Source organism: Synechococcus sp. CS-1332 (assembly GCF_025127995.1).
GTDB lineage: Bacteria > Cyanobacteriota > Cyanobacteriia > PCC-6307 > Cyanobiaceae > Cyanobium.
This window is the reverse complement of the sequence record NZ_JAHLYP010000042.1, coordinates 58,045-83,610: the sequence shown is the minus strand read 5'-3', so window position 1 is coordinate 83,610 and position 25,566 is coordinate 58,045. Positions and strand designations below refer to the sequence as shown.

27 protein-coding genes, 1 tRNA gene and 1 pseudogene are annotated in these 25,566 nt (G+C 68.1%); 13 read left to right on the top strand and 16 right to left on the bottom strand.

The genetic code is table 11. The annotated features are described in order from the left end of the window. Positions 1–72: 72 nt before the first annotated feature. The 4 genes from gndA to KQ305_RS10045 are packed head-to-tail and all read left to right on the top strand — an operon-like array spanning position 73 to position 3,196. On the top strand, positions 73–1,491 hold the full coding sequence (gene gndA / locus KQ305_RS10060; protein WP_259725269.1) for an NADP-dependent phosphogluconate dehydrogenase: 1,419 nt from the start codon (positions 73–75) through the stop codon (positions 1,489–1,491). After that, positions 1,479–2,219 carry a 6-phosphogluconolactonase gene (pgl, locus tag KQ305_RS10055; RefSeq protein ID WP_259725268.1) on the top strand — a complete coding sequence of 247 codons (741 nt, stop codon included), beginning with the start codon at positions 1,479–1,481 and terminating at the stop codon, positions 2,217–2,219. Before gndA ends, pgl begins: the two co-directional genes overlap by 13 nt. Before the next feature lie 7 nt (positions 2,220–2,226). Beyond that, the gene (locus tag KQ305_RS10050; RefSeq protein WP_259725267.1) at positions 2,227–2,781 is read left to right on the top strand and encodes a CIA30 family protein; all 555 of its coding nucleotides are present in this window, start codon (positions 2,227–2,229) and stop codon (positions 2,779–2,781) included. Further along, positions 2,768–3,196: a hypothetical protein gene (locus KQ305_RS10045; protein ID WP_259725266.1), complete on the top strand. Its 429-nt coding sequence runs from the start codon at positions 2,768–2,770 to the stop codon at positions 3,194–3,196. Before KQ305_RS10050 ends, KQ305_RS10045 begins: the two co-directional genes overlap by 14 nt. Here the strand turns inward: KQ305_RS10045 and KQ305_RS10040 are convergent. Continuing rightward, positions 3,187–6,408 (bottom strand): chemotaxis protein CheB, encoded by a 3,222-nt coding sequence (locus tag KQ305_RS10040; protein WP_259725265.1) that lies wholly within the window; start codon positions 6,406–6,408, stop codon positions 3,187–3,189. The two genes, KQ305_RS10045 and KQ305_RS10040, sit on opposite strands and share 10 nt — an antisense overlap. Before the next feature lie 609 nt (positions 6,409–7,017). Here KQ305_RS10040 and KQ305_RS15365 point away from each other — a divergent pair. Continuing rightward, positions 7,018–7,929 carry an AraC family transcriptional regulator gene (locus KQ305_RS15365; RefSeq protein WP_311134342.1) on the top strand — a complete coding sequence of 304 codons (912 nt, stop codon included), beginning with the start codon at positions 7,018–7,020 and terminating at the stop codon, positions 7,927–7,929. A gap of 18 nt (positions 7,930–7,947) precedes the next feature. Here KQ305_RS15365 and KQ305_RS10030 read toward each other — a convergent pair whose 3' ends face one another. The 5 genes and pseudogenes from KQ305_RS10030 to upp form a co-directional block, all read right to left on the bottom strand. Then, positions 7,948–8,172, bottom strand: a complete 225-nt coding sequence (locus KQ305_RS10030; protein ID WP_259725264.1) for a ribbon-helix-helix domain-containing protein — start codon at positions 8,170–8,172, stop codon at positions 7,948–7,950. Positions 8,173–8,285: 113 nt separating this feature from the next. Further along, positions 8,286–8,351: pseudogene (locus KQ305_RS15450) on the bottom strand (twin-arginine translocation signal domain-containing protein); the annotation flags it as partial. Positions 8,352–8,388: 37 nt separating this feature from the next. Next, positions 8,389–10,065: a dihydroxy-acid dehydratase gene (gene ilvD, locus KQ305_RS10025; RefSeq protein WP_259725263.1), complete on the bottom strand. Its 1,677-nt coding sequence runs from the start codon at positions 10,063–10,065 to the stop codon at positions 8,389–8,391. A gap of 48 nt (positions 10,066–10,113) precedes the next feature. Further along, the gene (locus KQ305_RS10020; RefSeq protein WP_259725262.1) at positions 10,114–10,395 is read right to left on the bottom strand and encodes a hypothetical protein; all 282 of its coding nucleotides are present in this window, start codon (positions 10,393–10,395) and stop codon (positions 10,114–10,116) included. Between the two features lie 41 nt (positions 10,396–10,436). Then, a complete protein-coding gene (gene upp, locus KQ305_RS10015; RefSeq protein WP_259725261.1) occupies positions 10,437–11,102 on the bottom strand; it encodes a uracil phosphoribosyltransferase in 666 nt (221 codons plus the stop codon). A gap of 48 nt (positions 11,103–11,150) precedes the next feature. On the opposite strand from upp, the gene KQ305_RS10010 reads away from it, so the two are divergent. Then, a complete protein-coding gene (locus KQ305_RS10010) occupies positions 11,151–11,687 on the top strand; it encodes a pentapeptide repeat-containing protein (protein ID WP_259725260.1) in 537 nt (178 codons plus the stop codon). A 54-nt stretch (positions 11,688–11,741) separates the two neighbouring features. Further along, complete coding sequence (gene cobW / locus KQ305_RS10005) at positions 11,742–12,833, top strand: cobalamin biosynthesis protein CobW (protein ID WP_259725259.1); 1,092 nt, start codon at positions 11,742–11,744, stop codon at positions 12,831–12,833. 16 nt (positions 12,834–12,849) lie between these two features. Here the strand turns inward: cobW and KQ305_RS10000 are convergent, their stop codons facing one another. Next, positions 12,850–13,212, bottom strand: a complete 363-nt coding sequence (locus KQ305_RS10000) for a hypothetical protein (RefSeq protein WP_259725258.1) — start codon at positions 13,210–13,212, stop codon at positions 12,850–12,852. Positions 13,213–13,305: 93 nt separating this feature from the next. Between KQ305_RS10000 and purS the strand changes: the two genes are divergently transcribed. Next, a complete protein-coding gene (gene purS, locus KQ305_RS09995; protein WP_094584545.1) occupies positions 13,306–13,563 on the top strand; it encodes a phosphoribosylformylglycinamidine synthase subunit PurS in 258 nt (85 codons plus the stop codon). Between the two features lie 13 nt (positions 13,564–13,576). Beyond that, positions 13,577–14,230, top strand: coding sequence for a phosphoribosylformylglycinamidine synthase subunit PurQ (purQ, locus tag KQ305_RS09990; RefSeq protein ID WP_259725257.1), 654 nt, complete (start codon positions 13,577–13,579; stop codon positions 14,228–14,230). Between the two features lie 4 nt (positions 14,231–14,234). Here purQ and KQ305_RS09985 read toward each other — a convergent pair whose 3' ends face one another. Next, complete coding sequence (locus tag KQ305_RS09985) at positions 14,235–14,834, bottom strand: peroxiredoxin (protein WP_259725256.1); 600 nt, start codon at positions 14,832–14,834, stop codon at positions 14,235–14,237. 92 nt (positions 14,835–14,926) lie between these two features. Between KQ305_RS09985 and KQ305_RS09980 the strand changes: the two genes are divergently transcribed. Next, positions 14,927–15,274: a hypothetical protein gene (locus KQ305_RS09980; RefSeq protein WP_259725255.1), complete on the top strand. Its 348-nt coding sequence runs from the start codon at positions 14,927–14,929 to the stop codon at positions 15,272–15,274. A gap of 70 nt (positions 15,275–15,344) precedes the next feature. On the opposite strand, the gene KQ305_RS09975 is transcribed toward KQ305_RS09980, so the two are convergent. The 6 genes from KQ305_RS09975 to psb32 form a co-directional block, all read right to left on the bottom strand. Beyond that, positions 15,345–15,418: transfer RNA gene (locus KQ305_RS09975), tRNA-Met, on the bottom strand. A 47-nt stretch (positions 15,419–15,465) separates the two neighbouring features. After that, the gene (locus tag KQ305_RS09970; protein ID WP_259725254.1) at positions 15,466–16,473 is read right to left on the bottom strand and encodes a M23 family metallopeptidase; all 1,008 of its coding nucleotides are present in this window, start codon (positions 16,471–16,473) and stop codon (positions 15,466–15,468) included. Between the two features lie 154 nt (positions 16,474–16,627). Beyond that, the gene (locus KQ305_RS09965; protein ID WP_259725253.1) at positions 16,628–17,119 is read right to left on the bottom strand and encodes a tRNA (cytidine(34)-2'-O)-methyltransferase; all 492 of its coding nucleotides are present in this window, start codon (positions 17,117–17,119) and stop codon (positions 16,628–16,630) included. Positions 17,120–17,131: 12 nt separating this feature from the next. Beyond that, on the bottom strand, positions 17,132–17,659 hold the full coding sequence (locus tag KQ305_RS09960) for a bifunctional adenosylcobinamide kinase/adenosylcobinamide-phosphate guanylyltransferase (protein WP_259725252.1): 528 nt from the start codon (positions 17,657–17,659) through the stop codon (positions 17,132–17,134). Positions 17,660–17,699: 40 nt separating this feature from the next. Further along, entirely contained in the window at positions 17,700–18,845 is a 1,146-nt protein-coding gene (pxcA, locus tag KQ305_RS09955; RefSeq protein WP_259725251.1) for a proton extrusion protein PcxA, read from the bottom strand. A gap of 22 nt (positions 18,846–18,867) precedes the next feature. Further along, a complete protein-coding gene (gene psb32 / locus KQ305_RS09950) occupies positions 18,868–19,614 on the bottom strand; it encodes a photosystem II repair protein Psb32 (RefSeq protein WP_259725250.1) in 747 nt (248 codons plus the stop codon). 33 nt (positions 19,615–19,647) lie between these two features. On the opposite strand from psb32, the gene KQ305_RS09945 reads away from it, so the two are divergent. Continuing rightward, the gene (locus KQ305_RS09945) at positions 19,648–20,331 is read left to right on the top strand and encodes a cofactor assembly of complex C subunit B (RefSeq protein WP_259725249.1); all 684 of its coding nucleotides are present in this window, start codon (positions 19,648–19,650) and stop codon (positions 20,329–20,331) included. On the opposite strand, the gene lptC is transcribed toward KQ305_RS09945, so the two are convergent. After that, complete coding sequence (gene lptC, locus KQ305_RS09940; RefSeq protein ID WP_259725248.1) at positions 20,249–21,382, bottom strand: LPS export ABC transporter periplasmic protein LptC; 1,134 nt, start codon at positions 21,380–21,382, stop codon at positions 20,249–20,251. The two genes, KQ305_RS09945 and lptC, sit on opposite strands and share 83 nt — an antisense overlap. After that, positions 21,379–22,929 (bottom strand): methionine--tRNA ligase, encoded by a 1,551-nt coding sequence (metG, locus tag KQ305_RS09935; RefSeq protein WP_259725247.1) that lies wholly within the window; start codon positions 22,927–22,929, stop codon positions 21,379–21,381. The genes lptC and metG overlap by 4 nt, the downstream gene beginning before the upstream one ends. 154 nt (positions 22,930–23,083) lie before the next feature. On the opposite strand from metG, the gene KQ305_RS09930 reads away from it, so the two are divergent. Then, the gene (locus KQ305_RS09930; RefSeq protein ID WP_259725246.1) at positions 23,084–24,946 is read left to right on the top strand and encodes an FAD-dependent oxidoreductase; all 1,863 of its coding nucleotides are present in this window, start codon (positions 23,084–23,086) and stop codon (positions 24,944–24,946) included. Further along, a complete protein-coding gene (locus KQ305_RS09925; protein WP_259725245.1) occupies positions 24,943–25,533 on the top strand; it encodes a hypothetical protein in 591 nt (196 codons plus the stop codon). Before KQ305_RS09930 ends, KQ305_RS09925 begins: the two co-directional genes overlap by 4 nt. Positions 25,534–25,566 lie beyond the last annotated feature (33 nt).

Genomic DNA, 25,566 nt, shown 5'->3' with positions numbered 1-25,566 from the left:
TCCCTCCCCAGGAGACCGACGAGCCGCCGACCGCTGGCCACACTGCCAACGAATCAAGGGAACCTCGGTCCTATGGGCAAGGCGCATTTCGGACTCATCGGCCTTGGCGTGATGGGTGAGAATCTGGTCCTCAACGCCGAGAGAAACGGGTTCTCGAGCGTCGTCTACAACCGGACCTACGCCAAGACCGAGGACTTCCTGGCCGGTCGCGGTGCCGGGATGGACATCGTGGGCGCCGCCACCCTGGAGGAGTTCGTGGCGGCCCTGGAGCGGCCCCGCCGCATCCTGATGATGGTCAAGGCCGGCGCTCCGGTGGACGCCACCATCGCCAGCATCTCGCCGCTGCTCGAGGAAGGTGATCTGCTGATCGACGGCGGCAACTCCCTCTACACCGACACCGAGCGGCGGGCGGCTGAGCTGGAGAGCAAGAGCTTCGGCTACATCGGCATGGGCGTCTCAGGAGGGGCCAAGGGGGCCCTGGAGGGGCCGAGCATGATGCCCGGCGGCACCAAGGCGGCCTACGACGCCATCGAAAGCCTGGTGACCAAGATGGCCGCCCAGGTGGAGGACGGCCCCTGTGTCGCCTACATCGGCCCCGGCGGCGCCGGCCACTTCGTCAAGACCGTCCACAACGGCATCGAGTACGGCATCGAGCAGATCCTGGCCGAGGCCTACGACCTGATGAAGCGCATCGGCGGCCTCGATGGCGATGCCATGGCCGACGTGCTGGGGGGCTGGAACCAGACCGAAGAGCTCGCCTCCTTCCTGGTGGAGATCACCGAGGTGTGCCTGCGCACCAAGGATCCCGAAAGCGGTGGCGATCTGGTGGAGCTGATCGTCGATGCCGCCGGCCAGAAGGGCACTGGCCTCTGGACCGTGGTCAGCGCCCTGGAGATGGGGGTGCCTGTGCCCACGATCTACGCCGCCCTCAACGCCCGGGTGCTGAGCTCCCTGCGCAGCGAGCGCCTGGCGGCCGAATCGGTGCTGCACGGCCCTGCCCCCCACAGCTTCCCCCTGGGGGAGCCGGCCACCGGCATGGCGCCGCTGCGGGATGCCTGCATCCTGGCCTGCGTCGCCAGCTACGGCCAGGGCATGGCCCTGCTGCAGGAGGCCTCGAAACTCCACGACTACAACCTCGATTTTTCGGCCATCGGCCAGATCTGGAAGGGCGGCTGCATCATCCGGGCCCGGCTGCTGCAACGCATCCAGGACGCCTATGGCGCCAATCCCTCCCTCCCCAACCTGATGCTGGATCCCTGGTTCGCCGCCCAGGTCAACCAGCGCCTGGGCGGCCTGCGCCAGGTGGTGGCGGGGGCGGCCCTGGCCGGCATCCCCGTGCCCTGCCTGAGCAGCACCCTGGATTACATCGACAGTTACCGCAGCGGTCGCCTGCCCCAGAACCTGGTGCAGGCGATGCGGGACTGCTTCGGCTCCCATACTTATGAACGCACGGACCGCCCCGGCGCGTTCCATACCGAATGGCTCGATTGACCGAACCCAGCACCCGCTATCACCTGATCGTTGCCGCCAACCCCGAGGAGCTGGCCCGCCAAGCGGCCGAACAGATTGCCGCCGGCATTGACCTGGCCCTTGCCGAGCGGGACCGGGCCCAGATCGCACTGGCCGGTGGCGAAACCCCCCGGGCGGCCTACAGCCGCCTGGGGGGCGAGCACCTGCCCTGGGAGCGGGTCGATGTGCTCCTGGGGGATGAGCGCTGGGTGCCGGCCGACGACCCTTCCAGCAATGCCCGCCTTCTGCGCGAAACCCTGCTGGCCCAGCCGCCCGCCAGCCGGGCCCGGTTCCACCCGGTGCCCACCGACTGCCCCAGCCCCGAGGCCAGCGCCGTGGCCTACGCGGCGGAGCTGGCAGTGCTCTGTCCTGGCCTGCTGCCGCGCTTCGATGTGATGTTGCTGGGTCTGGGCGACGACGGCCACACCGCCTCCCTGTTTCCCGGCACGGCGGCCCCCAGGGTGGTCGACCGCCCCGTCACCATCGGTGAAGGCAAGGGCCTGCCCCGCATCACCCTCACCGCGCCGGTGCTCTCGGCCGCCCGCCGGGTGATCTTTCTGGTCAGTGGCGCCGGCAAACGCCAGGCCCTCGCCCGGCTGCTCGATCCCAGCGAGCCAGCCGAGCGCACCCCCGCCCGGCTGGTGCGGCCGGCTTCCGAGGTGGTGATCCTCGCCGATGCCGCCGCCGCCGCCGATCTTCCCCCCCGCTGAGACAACCATGCAGGTCGTCAGTGGCGATGGTTTCAGCGGCTGGCATGCCCTCAACGACACCGTGATGGGCGGCCGCAGCAGCGGCAGCTGCACGGTCAGCAGCCGCGGGTTGCGTTTGGAGGCAGAGGTGGTGGAGCAGGGCGGTGGCTTCGTGAGCTGCCGCTCGCCGGTGTTTTCGCCGCCCCTGGATCTTTCCGCTGCGGCCGCCTTTGAGCTGGAGCTCCGCGGGGATGGCCGCCACTACAAGCTGGCCGTCGCCTGCGCCGATGGGGTGGCAGGCCTCACCGAACTGATTCCCGGCGGGGTGCGCTGGGTGGCCAATTTCGCCACCAGCGCCGATGGCCCCTGCCGGCTGCGGATTCCCTTTGATCAGCTGCGTCCCTCCATCCGGGCCAAGCCGATCGAGGCCCTGCCCCTGGGCCTGCCGCTGCGCTTCGACTCTGCTCGCATCACCCGGCTGCAGATCCTGCACTCGAAGTTCGGCGACGATGGCACCGACAATCCAGGCTTCCGGGCTGGCCCCCTCCTGCTGGAGCTGATGGCGATCGATGCCGTCGCCTGAGTCCGCCATCGGCAGCGCCAACACCGACCTGAGCCGGTTGGTGGCGGCAGCGGCCGACCTCTGCCGCAAGCCCTTACGCCATGCCGTGGTAGTGCCAAGCCTCGGTCGCACGGCAGCGGAGGCGGACGCCGAGACGCAGAGCCTCGACCTCTGCCTGCGCCTGGAGGCCCGCACACCCGAGGGGGAGCGGGTCCCGGCGGAGGATCTGGAGCTGGAGATCTACCGCAGCGGCGACGCGCTCAACCTCACCCTCGCCTGGTGCCAGGGGGACGACCAACCGCTGCTGTGGCAGGGGAGCCATCCGGTCTGGATGGATGGGGCCACGGGCCTGCGCAGCAGCTGTCCACCCCAGGGCGAGCCGCTGGAGGCCCTGGCCCGCCGCCTCAGGGCCCTGTTGCGACCCGATCAGGGCTGAGGCTGAGGCGTCGGCAGCACCACCAGCAAGGTCCCGATCCCCATCGACGCCGGCAGACTCCAGAGCTCGGCTGGCGCCTGCATCGTGCGGCCATCCCGGTGCCGCAGGGTGAGGCTCTCGCTCCGCAACAGCGCCTCCCCGGACGGAGCCTCGCTGCCCTGGACCGGCCACACCTCCTCCGGCAGGGTGCAGAAGAGCGACGCCGGTGAACCCACCAGGCTGTCTCGATCGAAGCCGATGCGTTCGCAAAGGGTGCCATTGACCATCACCACCCGTTGGTTGGCGTCGAACACCGCCAGGGCGAAGCTGGGGCTGTGGATCAGGGTCTCGAGCAGAACGCTGAGGTCCTGGTCATGTTTCTCGACCTGCCGCTGGTCCGTGATGTCGGCCAGGGTGCCGACCACGTAACGCTCCATGGCTTCGGTGAGCACCCTGGCGTTTTCCTTCACCCAACGGCGCTGGCCATCCCGGCGGATGATCCTGTACTCCACCGACCAGCCCCCCTCCTTAAGGGTGCGGCTGGCCCACACCCGCTCGCGATCAGCCGGGTCAATGGCGTCATCGAGCAGTTCCGAATGGGCGAACAACTCGGCCGGGGTCCAGCCCGTCAGGGGCAGGATGCGCTTGCTGGTGTAGAGGAGGCGATGCAGCGACTCGTCCCGCTTCCAGACCGCCTCGTCGAGGGCATCGGTGAGGCTGGAGAAGGAATCCAATGAGGCCTCGGCGGCCGTGCGCAGGGCCAGCAGTTCCGACACGTCCGTGAGCGTGACAATGGCCCCGCGGCGCTGGCCATCCTGTTCCTGGTAGGGCAACACCTGGGCCAGGTAGGCGATCTCCTCGTTCACCGCCTCGATGCTGCGCCGGGACGCACCGGCAAGCACCTCCCCCAGGGCCGAGCGCAGACCGGGCAGGGACACCGTGGTCGGGATGCCGAGCAGGGGCTGGCCGATGTCCCCATCCACCAGGGCAAAGACGCGCACCGCCAGCGGGGTGTAGCGGGTGACCCGCAGCTCCCGGTCGACGATCACCATTCCCTGGTTCAGGGAGCTCTGGATGTTCTCCAGGTCGGAGCTGAGCTGCTGCAGCTCCTCGCTCCTGGCCCGCAACTGCTGGTTGAGGGTGGCCAGTTCCTCGTTGGTGGCCTGCAGTTCCTCATTGGAGGATTCCAGCTCTTCATTGGACGACTGCAGTTCCTCCGAGGAGGCCTGCAGCTCCTCGGCGGAGGCTTCCAGTTCTTCGTTGGCCCCCTCCAGGTCGGCCATCGAGCGCCGCAGGGTGTCATGGCTGGTGAGGAGTTCCTTTTCCAGCCGGGCGATCTGCTGATCGAAGTCCGGGCCCCGGGTGACCGGCTCGCCACTGCTGGCGGGCTCCTGAGCATCGGCCTGCACAGGAAAAAAGCTCAGCAGCGTCAGCTGCCGCTCGTTCACTGTCAGGGGCCGTGCTTCCAGCTGCAGGCTCAGAGCGAAGTCGGGAAGGTGCAGCACCCGGCTTCTGACCAATTGGCCATCGGCCCGGACGATCAGCAGCATGGCGCGGGCCTCGGCCTGCAGATCAGGCAGCAGGAAGGTGGTGGCGGCACTGGAGATCCGGCCCTCCGGCAGCCGGCAGTAGGGGCTGACATCGCCGATCACTTCCACCAGTTCGTGGGCTTCATCGAGGACCACGCAGGGGGGACAGGTGCTGCGCACCAGGGCTTCGAGGGTGGCGACGTGCTCCTCGACCACGGTTTCCCGCAGGATCGAGATGCGGCCCACCGGACTGAACAGCGGGGCGGACCGTTGGGCGGGCTGGCTGAACGTGGAATGGCGGCTGGGCTGGTCCTCCGCGGTGCGATAGAAGATGCGGTGCTCGGCATCGGCCACGTCGAACCCCTGGGTCCTGATCCCGAGCGACTCGGTCCGCCCCAGGAAGAGCAGGCTGGAGGGCAGCAGGCCGAAGCGAAACAGGCCCAGAACCCGTTCCTGCAGGGGTGGGGTGAAGTAGATGAGGGTGTTGCGGCTGCAGATCAGATCCAGGCGCGGAAAGGGGGGATCCATCCCCACGTTGTGACGGGCGAACACGACGCAGTTGCGCAGGGCTTCGCAGATCTGCATCTCGCCGTTGTGAGGGACAACGAACCGCTCCCGCAGGTGTGCAGGAATCGCCATGACGCTGGCCGGTGGGTAGGTGGCCCGTCGCGCCACGGCCAGGGCATCCTCATCGAGATCGGTGCCGAAGATCTTGATGCAATGGGCCAGATCCTGGGGATGGTCGAGGACCTCGCTGATCAGCATGCCGATGGAATAGACCTCTTCTCCGGTGGCACAGCCGGGCACCCATACCCTGAGGCGATCCCTGCCCGTGCGCTGGGCCACATAGCCCCGCAGCAGTTCCCCGAGGGCCGCGAACGAGTCGGGGTCCCGGAAGAAGGACGTCACCGAGACCAGCAGATTCTGGACCAGGGCCGAGGACTCAAGCTTGTCGGTCGTCAGGAGCTGCAGGTACTCCTCCATGGTGTCCAATTGGCGCAGGCCCATCCGCCGCGACAGCTGACGCTGCAGGGTGGAATCCTTGTATTGGCTGAAGTCGATGCCGCTGTTGTGCTTCAGCAGCTCCAGGGCGCTGCTGACGTTCACGGCCTCTGGCCGAGGCCGGCCTCGCTCCACCCAGTCGTCACCGGAATGCATCAGGTCGCAGAGGTGTTCACCGATGGCGACCGGTTCGAGGATGAGGTCGGCGCCACCCATGGCGATGGCGGCCCTGGGCATGCCATCGAAGCGGGCGCTCTCGGGGGTCTGGGCGATGGTGAGGCCGCCGGCGGCACGGACGGCCCTCAGACCGCGGGCCCCATCGGATCCGGTGCCCGAGAGGACCACGGCCCCACCCCGCTCAGCCCAGTGCTCGGCGATCGACTCGAACAGCCGATCGATGCTGGGGCTGGGGCCGAAGCGCGGTTCGGGCTCCGCCAGGGTCACCCGGTCCCCCAGCACGCGGATGTCGTGATTGGGTGAACAGACGGTGATCGTGCCGGGGAGCAACACGGCCCCTTCCACTGCCTGGAGCACCTGCAACGCCGTGACCCGCGTGAGCAGATCGACCATCAGGCTGCCGTGGTCGGGGGACAGGTGCTGGGCCACGACATAGGCCACGTTGCCGCCGCTGACGAGGCTGCCCAGAAGCAGCTGCAGCGCCTCGAGCCCGCCTGCCGATGCGCCGATGCCGACAAGATGCATCGATGACTCTGTAACAATTGATTCTTCCTTTCCGCCCGTCTCCGAGGATGGAACTTCATCGGCAGGCAGTGGCGGGGATGGCGCAGGCAATGACGCTCCATCACTGGATTCTTCCATCCGCAGGCAGGCGACGAAGGTGGATATTGCACTTTAACCGCTGAACACTTGGACTCCCTGAGACGCGGTTGTTCCAGCTTGGTTCTGAAGCTGGCGCCCATCGCATTGAATCGGCACTTCTTGCATCTGCTCAGGGGCCTTCAGGAGGGTTTGAATGGCTCTGTAGAGAAGTGTTGGCGATTCCTCTCATCAGGTGATGAAGCAGAAATCTCCCTGTCATAATCAACAAACCAAACAAAGCAAACCAAACACGAAGCAGCGTGATTGCCCTTTCTGGGCGGATTCTGGCCCATATTGTTGAACCAATGAGACTTGTGATAGAATTATCGCAACGCTGGGAAAGGAGCGGATCACCCGATGAGTAGCGGGGCACATTTACCAGATCTGCGGCATCAGCAGGCTGCTCTCTTCTCAAATCCCCTGCTTCACCAGGTTGAGCTCAGCGAGGACCCACGAGCCTGCGCGTCGTTGTTGCAGGAGGCGTTGCCCCTGATGGACTTGCAGCCTCTCGAACCTGCCGCAAGCTGGTGGTTCTACGGCAACAATCTTCATCTCGGCACCCTAGTGGCCGCCGCCTGGACGGCTAAGCCGATGCGCGTCGCCTTCAGCGATCGCCGCGAACGGATCGCCTTGCTCGGCTGCGGTGGGGAGCAGCGCCTGCGCCAGGCCTCCCGCACCTGGCGCTGCAGCAATGGCTGCTGTCTGTTGATGGCGAAGGACGCCTGCACGATGGAGACGTCCTTTTCTTCCGCCGTGGCCTTCGCGCTGTCTGATGAGCATCTCCTCCAGGCAGCGCTCAGCATGGGGGGGTATCACCAGCAACCGGAGGGCTGGCAGGACATCCTGGACCAGGCCCACGGCTGGAGCCCGCCGGCGGATCCGGCCAAACCGTCGCTTCTGGCGGCCCTGCGGCAAACGATGGACATGGCCGGGCAACTCTCGGGATACGGGCGGGGATTGCTCGATTCACTGCGGCTTGACGACCAGATCCACCGGCTGATGGCGGCGATGTTGCTGCCGGATCTGCGCGAAGATAAGTCCCTCGATCGGCTGCGACTCCGCCAACGGCAGGGCCGTGATGCCTTCGATGAACTGATCGACTACATCAAGCAGAATCTCGGCGGTCCGTTGACGCTGACCGTCCTGGAGTCCAGGAGCCATTATTCACGGCGGGCCCTGCAGTATGCCTTCGCCGAGCGGATGGGCTGCGGCGCCACTCAGTGGATCAAGAATCAGCGTCTTGACCTGGCAAGACGGCGCCTGGAGTACCCCACGGCCAAGGACAGCGTGGGCAGTATCGCCAAGGAATGCGGCTACCGCTCCCTCGGCTTGTTCAGTGTGGATTTCCAGCAGCGCTTTCATGTCAAGCCGTCCCAGTTGCTGCGGGAATCCCGGCCCGAATAGCCGCCGGGACCACCGCCCTCAGGCACGTCGCTGGAGGCCGTCCATGGCCTCTGAACGGCTCTGTTGATACTCGTGGGGAGGGAACGCCTGCAGCGATGTCTCAAGCAGGTAGGCGGCGAGATTGGAGAGGGAGCGTCCCTGGTGGTTGCTGCGCTCAATAAGGGACTGATAGGCGTTGTAGGGAATGGTGATCGTGACCCGCACAGGCCGCAGGAAGGGGCCCGGCGTTGATTGGCTTCGCATGGGTTCAAGGCGGCTACAGACCTGATCTAGGCCGGTTCCCCTGGGTTGGGAAGCAGAAGTTTCTGCCACAACGGCTACCTGCTGATGGCGAGACGCGAGGACTGCACAGCGATTCAGCCTGCTGTAGTCAGCAGCGCGACGCCGCCGCCGGCAGCGCAGGTCTGCATCAGGTTGCGCCTCTTGCGCTTTTCTTAAGCCTGGCTTGATGGCGGCTGATCAGTCCGGGGGCTGGTCGGTCACCGCCCCCAGGCTGCTGCTGCTCACCTGGCGGGCGTACTTGCCGAGCACACCGGTCCGGTAGCGCGGCGCGGGCTTGCTCCAGGCGTTGCGGCGCCGCGCCAGTTCGTCGTCCACCACGTTCAGCTGGATCAGGCGCTGCCTGGCGTCCACCGTGATGCTGTCCCCCTCCTGCACCAGAGCAATGGTGCCGCCCACGGCGGCTTCCGGGGCCACATGGCCCACCACCATGCCGTAGGTGCCGCCGGAGAAGCGTCCATCGGTGATCAGGGCCACCGAATCCCCCAGCCCCTCGCCGATGATCGCGGCCGTAGGGGCCAGCATCTCGCGCATGCCGGGGCCGCCAACGGGCCCCTCGTAGCGGATCACCACCACATCGCCGGCGCTGATGCGCTTCTCGAGGATGGCGGCCAGGGCGGCCTCCTCGCTCTCGAACACCCGTGCCGGGCCCGTGATCACCGGATTCTTGACACCGCTGATCTTGGCCACGCTGCCCTCTTCCGCCAGGTTGCCCCGCAGGATCGCCAGGTGGCCCTGGGCGTAGAGGGGGTTGGAGAGGGGCCGGATCACCTCCTGGTCGGCCGGGGGCTCGGAGGGCACGTCGGCGAGCACCTCGTGCAGGCTGCGGCCTTCGATCGTGCGGCAGTCCCCGTGCAGCAGGCCACCGTCCAGCAGCAGCTTCATCACCTGGGGAATGCCGCCGGCCCTGTGCAGATCCACGGTCACGAAGCGTCCGCTGGGCTTGAGATCGCAGATCACCGGCACCCGCTGGCGGATCGTCTCGAAATCGTCGATGGTGAGCGGTACCCCGGCGGTGCGGGCGATCGCCAGCAGGTGCAGCACCGAATTGGTGGAACCACCCACCGCCATGATCACGGCGATGGCGTTCTCGAACGCCTCCCGGGTGAGCAGGTCCCGCGGCCGGATGTCGGCCGCGATCGCCTGCACCAGCACCTCGGCGGAGCGGGCGGCGCTGTCCGCCTTCTCCGGATCCTCCGCCGCCATCGTTGAGCTGTAGGGCAGGCTTAGGCCGAAGGCCTCGAAGGCCGAACTCATCGTGTTGGCTGTGAACATGCCGCCGCAGCTGCCGGCGCCGGGACAGGCGTTCTTCTCGATCGCCAGCAGTTCGGCTTCATCGATGCGGCCGCCGGACAACTGACCCACGGCCTCGAAGGCGCTGACTACGGTGAGATCGCAGGGCCCCAGTTTCCCCGGCTTGATGGTGCCGCCGTAGACGAAGATCGCCGGGATGTTCATGCGGGCCATGGCGAGCATGGCGCCGGGCATGTTCTTGTCACAGCCGCCGATGGCCAGCAGGCCATCCATGCTCTGGGCGTTGCAGGCCGTTTCGATCGAGTCGGCGATCACTTCGCGGGACACCAGCGAATACTTCATCCCCTCGGTCCCCATCGAGATGCCATCGCTGACGGTGATGGTGCCGAACATCTGGGGCATGGCACCGGCGACACGGGCGGTCTGCTCGGCCCGCCGGGCCAGGTCGTTGAGGCCGATGTTGCAGGGCGTGATCGTGCTGTAGCCGTTGGCGATGCCGATGATCGGCTTACCGAAGTCATCGTCCCCGAACCCCACGGCCCGCAGCATGGCCCGGTTGGGGGAGCGTTGAAGGCCCTTGGTGATGGCGTCGGAGCGCAGCATGGCCGGGGTGGATCGAATCTGCAGCAACCTACCGAGGGGCCTTCGCCCTCAGGGCTGGGGCTGCAGCTGCTCCAGCTGGCGGCGCACCTCGTCGATCGCCTGGTTCAGCTTCTGGACGCGGTCGTGCAGCTGGTCACGGCCCACCGGCTCGCCGCTGGCTTCCGCCAGCCGGGAGATCCGCAGCATCCGTAGCTGGCGCTGAACCAGGTGCCGCCGTTCAACGCGGCGCAGCAGCCAGGCCGCCAGGCCCGCGGCTCCCAGCACAGCGCCTGCGGCCCCCGCCAGCAACACCAGCCCGCCGGCGGACGATTGCTCCCTGGTATCAGCCATGAACCTGCACGCGTCGGTGAGCCCGGAAGGAAGAACCCAGTTTAGGCAGTGGCGGAGGCGATTCCATACAGCCGTTCACTCACCTCCCCGAAGCCGGGAACGATGCGGTTCTGGTCGTCCACTTCGGGGTCGATGCCGGCGCAGTAAATGGTGAGCTGCCCGTGGCGCTCCCCGACGACCTGGAGCCCGGGATTCGCCGCCAGGGGGGTGATCACCCGCAGCCGCTGACCCTCCACCCCGAGCCCCTGGAGCCGGTCCAGCAGCGCCAGCAGGATCGAGCCGCTGGCGAGGCAGGGCAGGAACACCAGCACGCCACTGCGGGGATCGATGGTGGCAGGCAGATCATCCAGGAACCAGTGGGGCTTGTGCTCCGGCCCGCAGGGCTCGATGCCCACGTGCGCCAGCTGGGCTGAGGGGAGCACCGATTGCCCCCCCTGCCAGAGGCCCAGCCCCCCCCGCAGCACCGGAATCACCAACAGGGGAATCTCCGGATCCACCACCTGGCCATCGCTGCGGCCCAGCGGCGTCTCGACCGTCACGCGGCGATGGGGCAGCCAGTCGCGCAGGGATTCATAGGTGAGCCAGCGGCCCAGTTCCGCCATCGCGGTGACGAACAGGGGCGACGGGGTGGCGCCATCCCGCAGCAGGGTGAGCCAGTGGCCGATGAGGGGATGGGGGGGCACCACCACCCGCAGGGACATGCTCATGACGGGCTGCGTCTGCCATAGCTTGAACCGGCAGCGTACCGGTGTGGCATGGCCCCCAGCTTCCAGTCCCTTGCCGCCATCGGCCGCCGGATCGCCCCCCTGCTGGGGACCCTGCTTGCTCTGGTGCTGTGCTGGGCCCTCCTGCCCGCAGCTCCGGTGCTGGCGATCACCGCCCCTGAACTGCGGGCCCAGCGCTCCTTCCAGGATCTCGATCCCGATCTGCGGGGACGCAATCTGCAGCAACAGGAATTCCTCAAGGCCTCCATGGAGGGTTTCGACCTGCGTGATGCCGATCTGCGCGGGGCCGTGTTCAATTCCACCAACCTGCGCCAGGCGGATCTGCGCGGCGCCGATCTCGAGGACGTCGTGGCCTTCGCCACCCGTTTCGATGGTGCCGACCTGCGCGGGGCCCAGTTCCGCAACGCCATGCTGATGCAGAGCCGTTTCCGGGATGCCCAGATCGACGGGGCCGACTTCAGTGATGCGGTTCTCGACCTCGCCGAGCAGAAGGTCCTCTGCGCGCGCGCGACCGGCCGCCATCCCGTCACCGGTGTGGCCACCAGCGAGAGCCTCGGCTGCCGCTGATTTCCTGGAGCGGCGCCTCCCCTAGGTTTTGGTGCTGCCTTCGCGTCTGCTCTGATGACGGCCACCCGCTCCAGACGTCTGCCGGTCACGGTGGTGACAGGGTTTTTGGGGGCCGGCAAGACCACCCTGCTGCGGCACCTGCTGCTGGAAAGCGGCCTGCGCCTGGCTGTTCTGGTCAATGAGTTCGGCGAAGTGGGCATCGACGGCGACCTGATCGCCTCCTGCGGCTTCTGCCCGGACGAGGAGCTCGGCGACCGCCTGGTGGAACTCGCCAACGGCTGCCTCTGCTGCACGGTGCAGGACGAGTTCCTGCCCACCATGACCCGGCTGCTTGAGCGCGCCGACCGCCTCGACGGCATCGTGGTGGAAACCAGCGGACTGGCCCTGCCCGAACCCCTGGTGGCCGCCTTTGGCTGGCCGGAGATCCGCAGCCGCACGCGCGTGCACGGGGTGGTCACGGTGGTGGATGGGGAGGCCCTGGCCGCCGGCCATGTGGTGGGGGATGCGGCCGCCGTGGAGGCTCAGCGCCAGGCCGATCCCAGCCTCGACCACATCAGCGCCATCGAGGATCTGTTCGCCGACCAGCTCGGTGCGGCCGATCTGGTGCTGGTCAGCCGGGCCGACCGGTTGGAGCCGGAGGCCTTCGAGCGGGTGAAGGCCAGCCTGGCGGCAGGCCTGCGCCCCGGCACCGTGGTGCTGCCGATGGCCCGGGGCCGCCTCGATCCCTCCCTGGTGCTGGATGGTCCCGGCAGGGAAGAGGTCGAGGACCACCACGACGACCACGACGACCACGACCACGACCACGACCATCACGACCATGCCCACGTGGCGATGGAATCGCTGCTGGTGCGCCGTTCCGGCCACTGGGAGCGGGCCGCTCTGGAGGCGGAGCTGCAACGGTTGCTGATCGAGCATCCGGTGGTGCGGCTCAAGGGCCGGCTGCGCCAGGCCGGCAAGCGGCTGCCACTGCAGATCCAGGGGGTGGGCCGTCGGCTCGAGTGCTGGTACGAGGAGCGCGCCCCTACCCCAGCCGCCGAAGAGCCCGCTGGAGCCCCCGGCGAGCAGGACGCCGATGGCCTGGAGCTGGTGGTGCTGGCCACCGCCGGAGCCGCCGGCCCCCTGCGTCAGGCCCTCGATCGCCTCTGAGCACCGTCAGCCCCGATCAGTCGAGGGGGATGTCCCCCCTGGCGCAGACCCCATCCCAGCAGAGGTCCGTGTTCTCCACCCAGCGGCTGTTGACCGGCTGCCAGCTGCCGGAGGGTTTGAGCATGGTCACCTTGCCCCGGCCATCGTGGCGGAACTCGATGCGCTGTCCCCCCACCAGCAGGAACCAGTGCAGGCCCAGCTCCTCCACCTTCATGTGGCAGTCCCGCCAGGGGCCATCCGCCAGGCGGCACTGAAGTGAGACCTGGCCCGGGAGGGACTGGGCCTGGAGGGCGGCACAGGCCACGGTGAGACCCAGGAGCCAGGCCAGCAAGCGATGGCCCAGAGGGTCCAGCAGAAACCTCCTCAGGGAAGGCACCACGGCCAGAGGTTCGGGAGACCATCCCCAGGCTGGTCAGCCGCCGGGAGGGTGGTGGGGCGTGCTGCCAAGATTTAACAAACGTCCGTGCCCCCGGTGCCGCTCTTCAACGCCCGCGTTCAGGTCTCCCTGCGACCCTCCGTGCTGGATCCTGCCGGGGAGGCCACCCGGGCCGCCGCCGCCCGGCTCGGAGTGGAGGGGGTGAAGCGGCTGCGGATCGGCAAAGCGATCGAACTGGACCTGGAGGCCCCGGACCGGGCCACCGCCCAGGCCCGACTCGAACTCCTCAGCGACCGACTGCTGGCCAATCCGGTGATCGAGGACTGGTCACTGGATCTGGCCGAAGCAGGTTGAGGGGAGCGGATCGATGACCGTCGGCATTGTTGTGTTTCCCGGCTCCAACTGTGACCGGGACGTGGCCTGGGCCCTGGAGGGCTGTCTCGACATCCCGGTGCGCTTCCTCTGGCATGAGGAGCGGGACCTGTCCGGTCTCGAGGCCGTCGTGCTGCCGGGGGGGTTCAGCTACGGCGACTACCTGCGCTGCGGCGCCATCGCCCGCTTCGCCCCGGTGCTGGAGGAGGTGCGCACGTTCGCCGAGCGAGGCGGCCCCGTGCTCGGCATCTGCAACGGCTTCCAGGTGCTCACGGAGATGGGCCTGCTGCCCGGGGCCCTCACCCGCAACCGGGACCTGCACTTCCTCTGCCAGAGCAGCGAATTGGAGGTGCAGCCCGGCAGCTGCCGCTGGCTGAGTGCCTACGGCGCAGGCGAGCGGATCAGCCTGCCGATCGCCCATGGCGAAGGGCGCTATCAAGTGGAGCCGGAGGAACTGAAGCGCCTCGAGGATCAGGGCTGCGTCGTGCTGCGCTATCTGGCTAACCCGAATGGCTCGCGGGGAGATGTGGCCGGCCTGACGAACCCAACGGGCCGTGTGCTCGGCCTGATGCCCCACCCGGAGCGGGCCTGTGATTCGGTCACCGGCGGCCTTGATGGTCGCCGCCTGCTGGCGTCACTGCTCGGTTGAGGCTTCACTCCAGCGCAGCAAAGAAGTCCCGGCTGCCCTGGGGATCGGAGGCCAGGGTTCGGCCTCCAGGGGTCCAGTCGGCGGGACAGACCTGGCCCGGGTGGTTCCGCACCAGCTGGAAGGCCTGCAGCAGCCTCAGGGTTTCATCCACACTGCGGCCTACGGCCGGGTCGTTGATGGTGGAGTGACGGATCACCCCATCGGGATCGATCAGGAACAGGCCCCGCAGGGCTGTGCCGGTCCCTTCGTCCAGCACGTGATAGGCCCTGGCGATCTCCTTGTTGAGGTCGGAGATCAGGGGATAGGCCACATCGCCCAGGCCACCGCTCTTGCGTTCGGTCTGGATCCAGGCCAGATGGCTGTAGGGGCTGTCGACGGAGACAGCCAGGACGTCGGTGGCCAGACGCGCGAATTCATCGTGGCGGTCGCTGAAGGCCGTGATCTCGGTGGGACAGACGAAGGTGAAATTGAGGGGGTAGAAGAACAGCACCACATGCCGGCCGCGGTAGTCACGCAGGGACAGCTCCTTGAAGTCCTGATCCACCACGGCAGTGGCGTGAAAGTCCGGGGCCTGAAGGCCGACAAGCCTGCCGCTGCTGGTCATGGTGGCGCCGTCCTTGGGAGGGGATCAAACACCATGCTGACCCTACGGAGCCTGGCCCCTACGATGGTGGTCAAGCAAGACACAACATCGCCATGGGTTGGGATCCAACCGTTCTGCGCAAATACAACACCACCGGCCATTTTCGCCTGATCAATCAGCTGCGGTCCGAACTCAAGGGCAACCCCCTCATCCGTCCCAAGGATGGCGAAACTGTGGGTGCCGCTAACCGCAGCAAGAGTCTCACCCGCGCCCTTCAGAACCGTTCCCAGTCCGGGGGCTACGGGCGCAGCCGGCGGCCGATCCAGACCCCCCAGGCCGCCGTTGCTGCGCCCCTGCCTGTGATGGCACCGGTGCAGGTTTCGATCGAAAGTGCAGAAAGTCAGGAGGCGGCCAATGCCCGGAGCTTCCGCGAACGGCTCAATGCCATCGAAATGCGCTGAAGCTTAAAAGCCTGCAAACTACTTTTGCAGGCTTCAAACTCTTTCATCACGTGAAATGATGAATCCACAATGGCTCGGGGGAGACTTGAACTCCCGACCTTGGGGTTATGAATCCCACGCTCTAACCAGCTGAGCTACCGAGCCAATCGAAGTGATCCTAGACGATCACCTCCACGGCCTCCCGTGCCGGATCAGGCCCGGGGAGGGAGCATCTGCAGGGGGTTGACGGCGCCACGGCCCGCCGGGTGAATCTCGAAGTGCAGGTGGGGACCGGTGCTGCGGCCGGTGCTGCCCATCTGGCTGATCACCTGACCCTGGCTCACCATCTCGCCTTTTGTCACCAGCAGACGGCTGTTGTGGGCGTAGATGCTGCGGCTTCCGTCCAGGTGGGCGATCTCCACGAGATAGCCATAGCCACCGTCATGCCAACCGGCGAAAGCGACCTGCCCCTCCTTGGCGGCCATGATCGGAGTGCCGACGTTGTTGGCCACGTCGATGCCTTTGTGCATCCGGCCCCATCGCCAGCCGTAACCGGACGTGAAGACGCCTTTGGTCGGCCAGGCCCACGTGGTGGAAGGCGCGGTGTTGCCGCCGTTGAACGTGGGTTGGGGGTCGCCGAATTCAGGGATGTCGGGCCAGCTCATGCCGCCGCTCACCGACGGCTTCAGGCCCAGCAGCATGCGGGTTCGGCCGGGGGCCGATTGGGCCAGCCTCACCTGGCTACCCACCACGAGCCGGGCCGTTTCCAGACCTGGATTGAGACGGATCAGCTCGGCCACACTGAGGCCGTAACGCTGGGCCAGTTTCAGCACCGTGTCACCGAACCGGATCACCCCGTCGTTATCCAGTGGCGGAGGCGTGGAAACGGGAGGGGACTGGCGCTGGGCAGAGGAGTCGAGGGAGGCGATGCGTCCGAGACGTTCCTTGCCCCGGGAGGGAACCACCAGCCAGTCTCCGCTGCCGAAGCGGTGGTCTTCATCCACGTCGTTCAGACGGGCCAGACGACTTTCGTCGAGATCGAGGGCTGTCGAGAGCTCCTCAATGGAGACCGCACGGCGAACCTTGACCCAGACACGGTCAGGGGCCGCAGGTAGGGAAGCGAGAAGGGTTTCCATCGACACCGTGTTGGCGGCGTCATCAGCGAGAACGGCCACGAGCGGCACGACGGCCGGTGTGGAAAGGAGAAAGGGAAGAATCAAGCGGAAAGGCTTCATGCATTTCACATCCATCGGACAAAACCCAGCAGAGAAGCCAACATCTGCGGGTCGGCCAGACAGTAGCGCTATGAACCTCGAGCAGCAAGGTTCATCAGGCACAACTCGGTCTGGACACCAGGAGCCATCCGGTCCGATCTCAGCGTTCGCCGCCCCCAGCTGGGCCCAGCTGGCGCAGGGCCTCGAACAGCACGATGCCAACGGACACCGAGAGATTCAGGCTGCGGACACCCCCCTCGCCCTGACGGGCCCGTCGGGCCATGGGGATGGTGAGCCGCGCCTCGGCCGCTGCCTGGAGGGCGTTCGGTAATCCGTCCGTCTCGCGTCCGAACAGCAGCCAGTCGTCGCTGCGGAACTGGAACTCCGTGTAGGCCGCGTCCACCTGGCTGCTGAGGGCCACCAGGCGGCCTCCCCGGCGCTGCCGTTCCGCCTCGAAGGCCTCCAGGTCGGCGTGGCACTGCAGCGACACCCAGGGCCAGTAATCCAGGCCGGCCCGGCGCAGGTGGCGGTCGCTGATCGTGAAGCCGAGGGGTTCGATCAGATGCAGCTCCGAGCCTGTGGCGGCGCAGGTGCGAGCCACATTGCCCGTGTTCGGGGGGATCTGGGGCTGGTACAGAACGACGCGGGGCATGCGGCGCGGCCCTCAGTGGTCGGGAGGGACCGGCTGGCTGAGGGCCAGCAGGTCGATGGCGCGACCCTGAACGACAAGCCAGGCCGCCTCGCTGAGGCCCTGGAGCTGCTGCTGCATTGTCCCCAGCCGGTCGCGGAAGCGGGACCCTGCCGCCGTGGCCGGCACCACGCCCCAGCCCGTTTCCTCGCAGACCAGCACCAGGGGTGCCGGGCAACGGTTGATGGCCGTGATCAGGGCGTCGCAGCGGAGCCTCCAGTCCTCCGGCCCCAGAGCCAGATGGGCGGCCACCCAGGTGCCGAGGGAATCCACCAGGCCCAGCTGGCCCTGCTCCAGGTCGGCGAGACCGCCGGCGAGCTCACCGCCCACCTCAAGGCAGCCCCAGTGGGGGGGACGTCGCTGGCGATGGCGCTGCAGCCGTTCCTGCCAGGACAGGTCATCGGGGAGGGATGGCCCGGTGGCCAGGTAGATCACGGCAAGCCCGCTCTGGGCGGCCAGATGTTCGGCCCAGCGGCTCTTGCCCCCCCTTGAGGGCCCGCTCACCAGGGTGAGGTGTGGACAGTGCTGGCCCCCGGACGGGAACTCAGCCGCCACCGTTCATGTTGCGCAGGGTGGCCACCGAGGACGGCGACACACGGTTGAGGTAGCGGAAGATCCAGTACTTGAAGATTGTGGCCAGCACCACCGGGAAGGTGGCGATGAAGAGCATCACGAAATTCTCCCGGGCCGGCAATCCAAGATGGTGGGCGACACCGTCAAGCAGCACTGTCCAGCCTTCTGGACTGTGGAATCCCACGAAGATGTCGGTGAACAGGATGATGGCGAAGGCCTTGGCACTGTCACTCAACCCATACACCAGTTCATCGATGAAGCCACGCAGCACCTGGATATCGCGCCGCCCGAAGACGGCGATCACCACGAAGCCGATGAAGCCACAGACATCCGCCAGGACGTTCTTGATGGCATGGGTGCTTTCCTGATCGGCCTCGTCCTTGAGGACATGGGCCCGTTTGGCCAGTTCCGCCTGGAGCTCCTCGCGACTCGGCAGTTGCTTGCCCTCCAGCAAGGCATCAAACTCCATTTCCGCCTGGTAGACGCGCAGCTGCTCGACGGCCCTCTCCTGCAGGTGGGGCCTTGGATAGGCGAGGAAGGTGTTGTCGGGAGCGAAGCGATCCACCAGGGGCCCCACCACGTAGGTGCGGCTCACCTGCTGCACCAGCACCGGCACCAGGATCAGCAGCAGCAGGATGCGCAGGGACACCAGGGTGGAGTCACGGCGGCGGCGGAAGCCCGCCACCACACTCGCCTCCGCTTCCGGATCCAGCTGGCGACGCACCGAGTCGACCACGCTCACCAGGCTGCGGGGAAGCATCTCCGGCGAGCGGCTGAGGGCCGGCAGCTCCTCCCTGGCCACGGCGTAACGGCTGGTGACCGTGTCGATCAGCTGGAACTGGCGCAGCTCCTGCCCGGAGAGTTCCTGGCGGTAGGGGGCCAGCACCGTCCGAGCCTGACGGCAGACCTGCAGGGCGGCGCGAAAACGGCGCAGCACCTGCGCCTGCATCGCCCGCGGAATGCTCAGCTCCAGTTCCGGCCGTACCGGACGGTCGTTGTAGTGCTCCATCTCGATGCTCTGGATGAGCAGCGCGGCTTCGTAACCACGCTCGAGATCGGCGCTCAGGTCGAGCGACTGGGCCCGCCCGAAGGTGCCCATCCAGTCAGTCAGTCCCATGGGGAGGAATGGCGCAGGGGGATCAACGGGAGAAGACCCACCAGGTGAGCATCGGCACCACGGTGCCCACCACCAGCAGGACGATCACCCAGGTGAAGGCGTTGCTGCTGGACGTTTCCTCACGGGTGGGGATGTTGCTGACGATGGCGGCGTTCTCCTCGATGACGGGTTCCCCCGGATCTTCACCGCCCTGGAGCACGGTGGCAAGACGTTGCAGGGCCTCAACCGCCGCCTGGCGGTAGCGGTCACCGCTGCGCAGGGGCTGGGCCATCGTGGTGGCGGCTGTGCTCTCCAGCAGCTCGCTGGGCAGCTGGCGGTCGAGGGGGGCCTGGACGGCAATCGCCGTGGCGCGGGTCTGGGTGTCGATCAGCAGCAGCAACAGCGGATCGGGGCTGCTGCCGGCCGGTGGGTCGGCCGTCCAGCGCTCCAGCAGCTGGTTGGCCAGGCTGCTGAGTCCCAGTCCGTAATCGAGCCGGGTGAGGGTGATCAGCCGGGCGTCGACCTGTTCAGCGGAGAAGTCCTCCAGTTGGCGCTCAATCTCGGCCTTGCCGGCCCGGCTGAGCACCTTGGCGCCATCGAGCACATGCTCGGCCGGTGGGCGGGGGGGCAGATCGGTGGCGGACACGGCCAGGGCGGCAGCGACAGGAGCCACCAGCACCAGGCCAAGGGCCAGCACCAGGGAGAGCAGGGATCGGCGCAGCCGGGTCACTGAAGCCAAGGCCATCGTGCAAGACGCCACCAGTCTGCCGTTGCCGCTGCCTTCCGGCATCCTGAAGGCAGCTTCGGAGCCTGGAACTCCACAATGGCGATGCCCCCTGCCGCCCGCGTCGTTCTGGTCTGTGGTCTGACGGGACTGGTTCTGGCGGTGCTCAACCAGATGACGGCCCCCAGCCTCGACCCCTCCTTGGAGCGGGCTTCGGTGCTGGCCAGCATCCTGTCGGTGCTGCTGCTGCTGGTGGCCCTGCTCTGGCAGCGGGTGGAGCCCCTGGCTCCACAGCGGGTGCCCCTGGAGGGCCGGGAGGGACTGCAGCTGGCTCCGGATCTGGACGCTCCCCTGGCCGAAGAGCTGGGCTGGGGCAGCACGATGCTCCTGACCGCCACGCCGGCGGCGGTGGTGCTGCTCCACTGGCGCGGCCGCATCCTGCTGGAACGGGGCCTGCTTGGTCGCGGTGGCTTCCAGCCGGGGGCGATCTGCAGGCGTTGCATGGCCACGGGCAAGGCGATCTCCCTGGTGGATCTCAAGCTCTACCCAGGTCGGGAGGAGTTCGCCACCCTGCCCACCGGCCTGCCGGCGGTGCTGGTCCAGCCCCTGGCTCAGGAGGGGGTGCTGGTGCTGGGCGGCTGGTCTCCGCGCTGTTTCAGCCGCAGCGATCTGGTCTGGGTGGAGGGCTGGAGCCGACGCCTCACAGGCGAATTGGCTCGGGTTTCGGGCGCACAGGAGCCGGCCGTGGAGGTGTCTTCGACGGCGGCACCTGGAACTGACTGAACACCCGCCCGCCCGGAGCGGTGACGACGACGGAACCCTTCTCGCCCAGCTGGCCCCGCAGCAGGCTGCCCCGGGTGAGCTGGCGACTGGCGGGCCGTTGCAGCAACACGGAGCCATCGGCTGCGATCGCCTGGGTCTGCCAGTTCCAGGCGCAGCTCTGGGCCTCGAGGCTGGCGCCGTCCTGCTGGATGAAGCAGCCCATCGGAATCCGTACCAGCTGCTGGGCCGCATCCACCTGCAGGGCCTTGCCCCGGGCGCTGACACCACCAGCCACCGCCGGATCGCTGAACAGCACCGGTGGCCCCAGGTTGAAGACCTGCTTCTGGGTGTTGCCGTTCAAGGATGTGGCCGTGAGGGTCTGGAGCGGGGCGCCGGCGGACGACCCCGGTGGCCGCCGTTCCCCCAGCACCGGCCCGCCGGCAGTAAGAGCGCCGCTGCCGGGTTGCCACAGCACCGACGCCACCGTCACCACGATCTGGGGGGGGCCAACGGGATTGGCCAGGAAGGGATCGAAGGCCTGGGCCCAGCGCTTGAGCTGTGGTTGTCCCTGCAGCTCCAGGGTGTCCTTATCGATGCGGAAGGTGGCCCGCTCGGCGGAGAGCCTGGTGTGGGGATCGAAGCCCTCCGGGTGTCGGTCGATCTCCATCAGGTTGCGGCTGGGGAGCCAGCGCACCCGGGAGCCCTGGATCATCACCGGTGCGGTGCCCAGGCGCTGCAGGCGGATCCTCCCCTCCAGCAGGATCACGGCACCGTCGTTGATCACCGTTCCGGTGGAAGCCTCCACCCGGTAGGCGGGCTTGCCATTGCTGTAGATGACGCCGCGGGGCTGCAGGGCCCGGGCCACGCGTCGGCGCAGGTCGTAGCGGGCCTCTGGACTGGTCAGCTCCCAGTTCGGCCGCCCGAACACGTCCTGCTGGCGGAGATCCAGAGAGCGGAACACAAAGGGGGTGGGGGCCGTCTCACGGGCAACGTCGCCGCCACCACAACCCGTGAGCAGCAGCAGCAGGGGCGCCGCCAGGTGCCAGGGCCGGGCCATCAGGGGAGAGGTCAAAGGGGGGGATCCAGTTCCAGACGTTGCAGCACCGGCGTCGGCTCGGGCAGGGGATGGCCGCAGGCCAGCTTCCCCCAGTGTCGGGCCGCCGTCCAGCCGGTATCGCCCACCAGCTCCGGCTGGGCCAGCTGGCCGAGCATGCGCCCCGAGAGATCGGGCAGCAGGGGAGCCAGCAGCAGGGCCACCCAGCGGCTGGTTTCCAGCACCGCATAGAGATCGGCGGCCACCCCGGGACGGCCGTCCTCGCTCTTGATCGCCTTCCACGGGGCCCTGTCGTTGAGAAAGCCGTTGGCGGCCTCGGCCAGCTCCAGGATCGCCACCGCGGCTGAGCGGAAATCGAGGGCCTCAAGGGCGGCGTCGACGGCCTCGGCACAGGCCAGGGCACGCAGGGCCAGGGGATGGTCGGCAGCGGCGGCATCACCGGCTGGCGGCACGGCCCCGTCGAACCAGCGACGTGCCATCGAGGAGGTGCGGTTGAGCAGGTTGCCGATCGTGTTGGCCAGGTCGTTGTTGACCAGATCGGTGAAGCGTTGCTGCTGGAAATCTCCGTCATCGCCGAAGGGGATATCCCGCAGCAGGTACCAGCGCACCGCATCGGCGCCACAGCGCTCGAGCAGCACGTCGGGATCAAGCACGTTGCCCAGCGACTTGCCCATCTTCTGGCCCTCCCGGGTGAGGAAGCCATGGCCGAAGACCTTCTCCGGCAACGGCAGACCGGCCGACAACAGCATCGCCGGCCAGTAGACGGCGTGGAAGCGCAGGATGTCCTTACCGATCACGTGCAGCTGGGCGGGCCAGCCGCGCTCGGCCAGCAGGTCCAGGTCGGCGGGATCGTCCGGGCCCAGCAAGGCCGAGAGGTAGCCCAGCAGGGCGTCAAACCACACATAAAAGGTATGGCCGTCGTAACCGGGAACCGGAATGCCCCAGGGCAGATCGAGACGGGAGATGGAGAAGTCGCGCAGGCCTCCAGCGACGAAGTTCTCCACCTCCCGGCGGCGGGAACGCGGCGCGATGAAGTCATCGCTGGCCACCAGCCGCTCGATCTGCTCCTGGTAGCGGGAGAGGCGGAAGAACAGGTTGAGCTCGTCGCGCCACTCCAGGGGACGCAGATGAATGGAGCAGTGGGGCTCCTTGGCCGCTGGCGCTTCCTCCTTGAACTCCTCACAGGCGACGCAGTACCAGCCCTGTTGGCGCCCTTCGATCACATCGCCGCTGGCCTCGACCCGGGCGAAGAACTGCTCGACGATCGCCCGGTGGCGCGGGTCGGTGGTGCGGATGAAGCGGTCATTGCTGATGCCCCAGCGCCGCCAGAGGTCGCTGTACTCGCCGCTGATGGCGTCGCAGTGGGCCTGGGGGGTGAGGCCCGAGGCTTCCGCCGAACGCTGGATCTTGAGGCCGTGCTCGTCGCAGCCGGTGATGAACGTGACCCGCTCCCCCTGCAGCCGCCGGAAGCGGGCGATGCTGTCGCAGGCGAGGGTGGTGTAGGTGCTGCCCAGGTGGGCGCGGTCGTTGACGTAATAAAGGGGGGTGGTGAGGGTATAGGTCATCGGCAGGCGAAGTCGGCCGGATCCGCCGGCGGCAGGAAGGTTCCCCGTGACGCCGCTGGGACCTGGCCCGGGGCTCGGATCTTAGCTGTGGCCCTAGTGAGTCCCCACTGTGGCCCCGGGATGGGATGCTGGCCCCCTGATCCCGGCCTGACCCATGCGCACGGGCTTCGATCGCAAGGCAGAGGTGCTCGTCTGGGGCGGCGGCAGCGGTGGCGTTGCCGCCGCCCTGCAGGCCGCCCGCTCCGGTGCCGACACCCTGCTGCTCACCCCCGGGCCCTGGCTTGGGGGGATGGTGAGCGCCGCCGGCGTCTGCGCCCCCGATGGCAATGAGCTGAGCCCCTGGCAGAGCGGCCTGTGGGGAGCCCTGCTGAGGGCGCTGCAGAGGATCGAGCCGGAGGGTCTGGATCAGAACTGGGTGAGCTGCTTCGGCTACCGGCCCGCCAGCGCCGAACGGATCCTGCGCCGCTGGGTGGCCGCCGAGGAACGGCTGGAGTGGTGGTCCGGCGTGCGACTGGAGGGGGTGGAGCGCGACGGCGACCGCATCGGCGCCGTGACGGTGGAGCACAGGGGCGTCCTGCGGCGCCTGTTGCCGAAGGTGGTGATCGATGGCAGCGACCGGGGCGAGCTCTATCCCCTGGCCGGGGCCCCCTTCCGCTTCGGCTGGGAGGCCAAGGAGTTGTGGCAGGAGCCCAGCGCCCCCACGGCCGAGCGCCTCGGGAGTGATCCCTTCTTCCAGCGGCAGCCGGTCCAGTCGCCCACCTGGGTGTGCCTGGGCCAGCTGGATGAACGGGGGGGACCGGCGGCCCTCGAGGCCGAGGCCTGGCTCCGAAGCCCCCCGCGCCTGCCGGAGCCGTTCGCGGCGGCCACCGAGGCCTTCGGCCTGGAGCGCACCCTCACCTACGGCCGCCTGCCCGGGGGCCTGGTGATGCTGAACTGGCCCCTGCACGGCAACGACTGGCACCACGGGCTGGAGCGGGGCTTCGCCGAGCAGGTCGTCGGTGGGGCCGCGGATGCCGAAGCGGCCGAAGGGGAGCTGCTGGCGGCGATGCGCGACCACAGCGAGGCTTTCGTCGCCGCTCTGCGCCAGGCCAGCGGCGGCTGGCTGGGGCCGGCGGCGGTGTTTCCCACGCCGGAGGAGGCCAGCACCGGCCGGCTCAGCGGCTCTGGCTCCCTGGCGCTGATGCCCTACTGGCGCGAGGGCCGCCGGCTGGTGGCCCGGGAGCTGGTGCTGGAGCAACACCTGCTGCCCCAGGCCAGCGGCTCCTGCATCGCCCCACCCAGCAGCGCCGCCGACGGCAGCCTCAGCAGCATCGCGGTGGGCAACTACGCCAATGACCACCACTACCCCGGCGGCGACTGGCCCCTGGCCACCAAGAGCTGCCGCTGGGGTGGTCGGTGGAGCGGCACCCCGTTCACCATCCCCTACGGCGCCCTGGTGAGTGAGGGAGTGACCAACCTGCTGGCCGCCGACAAGGGCTTCGGCGTCAGCCATATGGCGAATGGGGCCACCCGACTGCAGCCCCTGGTGCTCAACATCGGCCAGGCCGCCGGACTGGCGGCCGCCCTGTGCGTGCAAGGCGGTCTGGAGCCGGCCGCCCTGCCGGTGCGACGGCTGCAGGAGGCCCTGATCGGTGATCCGCTGGCCCCGGCCGGTGTGGTGCCGTTGTGGGACACCCCCTGGCACCACCCCCTGTGGCGAGAACGCCAGCTTCAGGCGCTGGAAGCGCCGGAGCGACTGGATCGGCACGGGCAGCTGGAGGCGGGCGAGCAGCTCGCGGCGCCGGCGAGCTGGGCCCCTCCCCCCGAGCCCGGCGAGCGCCTCTGGCGGGGCGAACTGGTGCCCGATGGCCAGGGCGGCTACGTGCTCCATGGCGAGGCGGGGGCCTGGCCGCTGATCACCCTGGAGCCGGCCATGCACCAGTGGCTGCTGGGCCTCGATCGCCCCACCCCGGCGGCCCTGATCGGCTGCGCCAACCCCTGGGGCCCCTGGCTGCGGGTATCGCGCGCCGTGCCGTGAAGGCACTGTTCAGCGTGGCAGCCATCGCGCTCACCTTCGCGGCCTTCTTCCCCTACATCCGCTCGATTCGGGCCGGCCGCACCCGCCCCCATGTCTTCTCCTGGCTGATCTGGGGGGTCACCACCCTGCTGGTGTTCCTGGCGACGTGGGCCGGCGGCGGCGGGGTCGGGGCCTGGCCCACCGGCGTGTCGGCGCTGATCACCTTCTTCATTTCCTGGCTGGCCCACACCCATGGCGCCGATAGGGAGATCACAGCGAGCGACTGGCTGTTTCTGGCCGGGGCCAGCTCGGCCCTGCCCTTCTGGTTCCTCACGGCCGATCCCTTGTGGGCGGTGGTGATCCTCACCCTGGTGGATCTGCTGGGCTTCGGCCCCACCCTGCGACGGGCCTATGCCCACCCGGAGCAGGAACGGGTTGGCTTCTACAGCCTGTTCGTGCTGCGCAATCTGTTGGTGCTTTTGTCTTTGGAGAGGCTGACGCTCACCACGGCGTTGTTCCCGGCGGCGGTGGGCCTGGCCTGCGTGGGGCTGGTGGCGCTGCTGCTCTGGCGGCGGCGCCGCTTGCTGCGAACGGGCCAGCCGGCCTGAGGTCGGCCAGGATGGGATGGATCAGCGTCGTTG

What these genes read in the sequence shown, in the direction of transcription:
- KQ305_RS10020 (WP_259725262.1), bottom strand. Translation starts at nt 10,395, where the DNA reads ATGGCTGATACCAGGGAGCAATCGTCCGCCGGCGGGCTGGTGTTGCTG.
- KQ305_RS10030 (WP_259725264.1), bottom strand. Translation starts at nt 8,172, where the DNA reads ATGCGAAGCCAATCAACGCCGGGCCCCTTCCTGCGGCCTGTGCGGGTC.
- KQ305_RS10010 (WP_259725260.1), top strand. Translation starts at nt 11,151, where the DNA reads ATGGCCCCCAGCTTCCAGTCCCTTGCCGCCATCGGCCGCCGGATCGCC.
- ilvD (WP_259725263.1), bottom strand. Translation starts at nt 10,065, where the DNA reads ATGCTGCGCTCCGACGCCATCACCAAGGGCCTTCAACGCTCCCCCAAC.
- KQ305_RS09980 (WP_259725255.1), top strand. Translation starts at nt 14,927, where the DNA reads ATGGGTTGGGATCCAACCGTTCTGCGCAAATACAACACCACCGGCCAT.
- KQ305_RS10040 (WP_259725265.1), bottom strand. Translation starts at nt 6,408, where the DNA reads ATGCATCTTGTCGGCATCGGCGCATCGGCAGGCGGGCTCGAGGCGCTG.
- KQ305_RS09965 (WP_259725253.1), bottom strand. Translation starts at nt 17,119, where the DNA reads ATGCCCCGCGTCGTTCTGTACCAGCCCCAGATCCCCCCGAACACGGGC.
- KQ305_RS09945 (WP_259725249.1), top strand. Translation starts at nt 19,648, where the DNA reads ATGGCGATGCCCCCTGCCGCCCGCGTCGTTCTGGTCTGTGGTCTGACG.
- KQ305_RS15365 (WP_311134342.1), top strand. Translation starts at nt 7,018, where the DNA reads ATGGACTTGCAGCCTCTCGAACCTGCCGCAAGCTGGTGGTTCTACGGC.
- KQ305_RS10050 (WP_259725267.1), top strand. Translation starts at nt 2,227, where the DNA reads ATGCAGGTCGTCAGTGGCGATGGTTTCAGCGGCTGGCATGCCCTCAAC.
- metG (WP_259725247.1), bottom strand. Translation starts at nt 22,929, where the DNA reads ATGACCTATACCCTCACCACCCCCCTTTATTACGTCAACGACCGCGCC.
- KQ305_RS09985 (WP_259725256.1), bottom strand. Translation starts at nt 14,834, where the DNA reads ATGACCAGCAGCGGCAGGCTTGTCGGCCTTCAGGCCCCGGACTTTCAC.
- psb32 (WP_259725250.1), bottom strand. Translation starts at nt 19,614, where the DNA reads ATGCCGGAAGGCAGCGGCAACGGCAGACTGGTGGCGTCTTGCACGATG.
- pxcA (WP_259725251.1), bottom strand. Translation starts at nt 18,845, where the DNA reads ATGGGACTGACTGACTGGATGGGCACCTTCGGGCGGGCCCAGTCGCTC.
- KQ305_RS09930 (WP_259725246.1), top strand. Translation starts at nt 23,084, where the DNA reads ATGCGCACGGGCTTCGATCGCAAGGCAGAGGTGCTCGTCTGGGGCGGC.
- cobW (WP_259725259.1), top strand. Translation starts at nt 11,742, where the DNA reads ATGACGGCCACCCGCTCCAGACGTCTGCCGGTCACGGTGGTGACAGGG.
- upp (WP_259725261.1), bottom strand. Translation starts at nt 11,102, where the DNA reads ATGAGCATGTCCCTGCGGGTGGTGGTGCCCCCCCATCCCCTCATCGGC.
- KQ305_RS10045 (WP_259725266.1), top strand. Translation starts at nt 2,768, where the DNA reads ATGCCGTCGCCTGAGTCCGCCATCGGCAGCGCCAACACCGACCTGAGC.
- pgl (WP_259725268.1), top strand. Translation starts at nt 1,479, where the DNA reads ATGGCTCGATTGACCGAACCCAGCACCCGCTATCACCTGATCGTTGCC.
- purQ (WP_259725257.1), top strand. Translation starts at nt 13,577, where the DNA reads ATGACCGTCGGCATTGTTGTGTTTCCCGGCTCCAACTGTGACCGGGAC.
- gndA (WP_259725269.1), top strand. Translation starts at nt 73, where the DNA reads ATGGGCAAGGCGCATTTCGGACTCATCGGCCTTGGCGTGATGGGTGAG.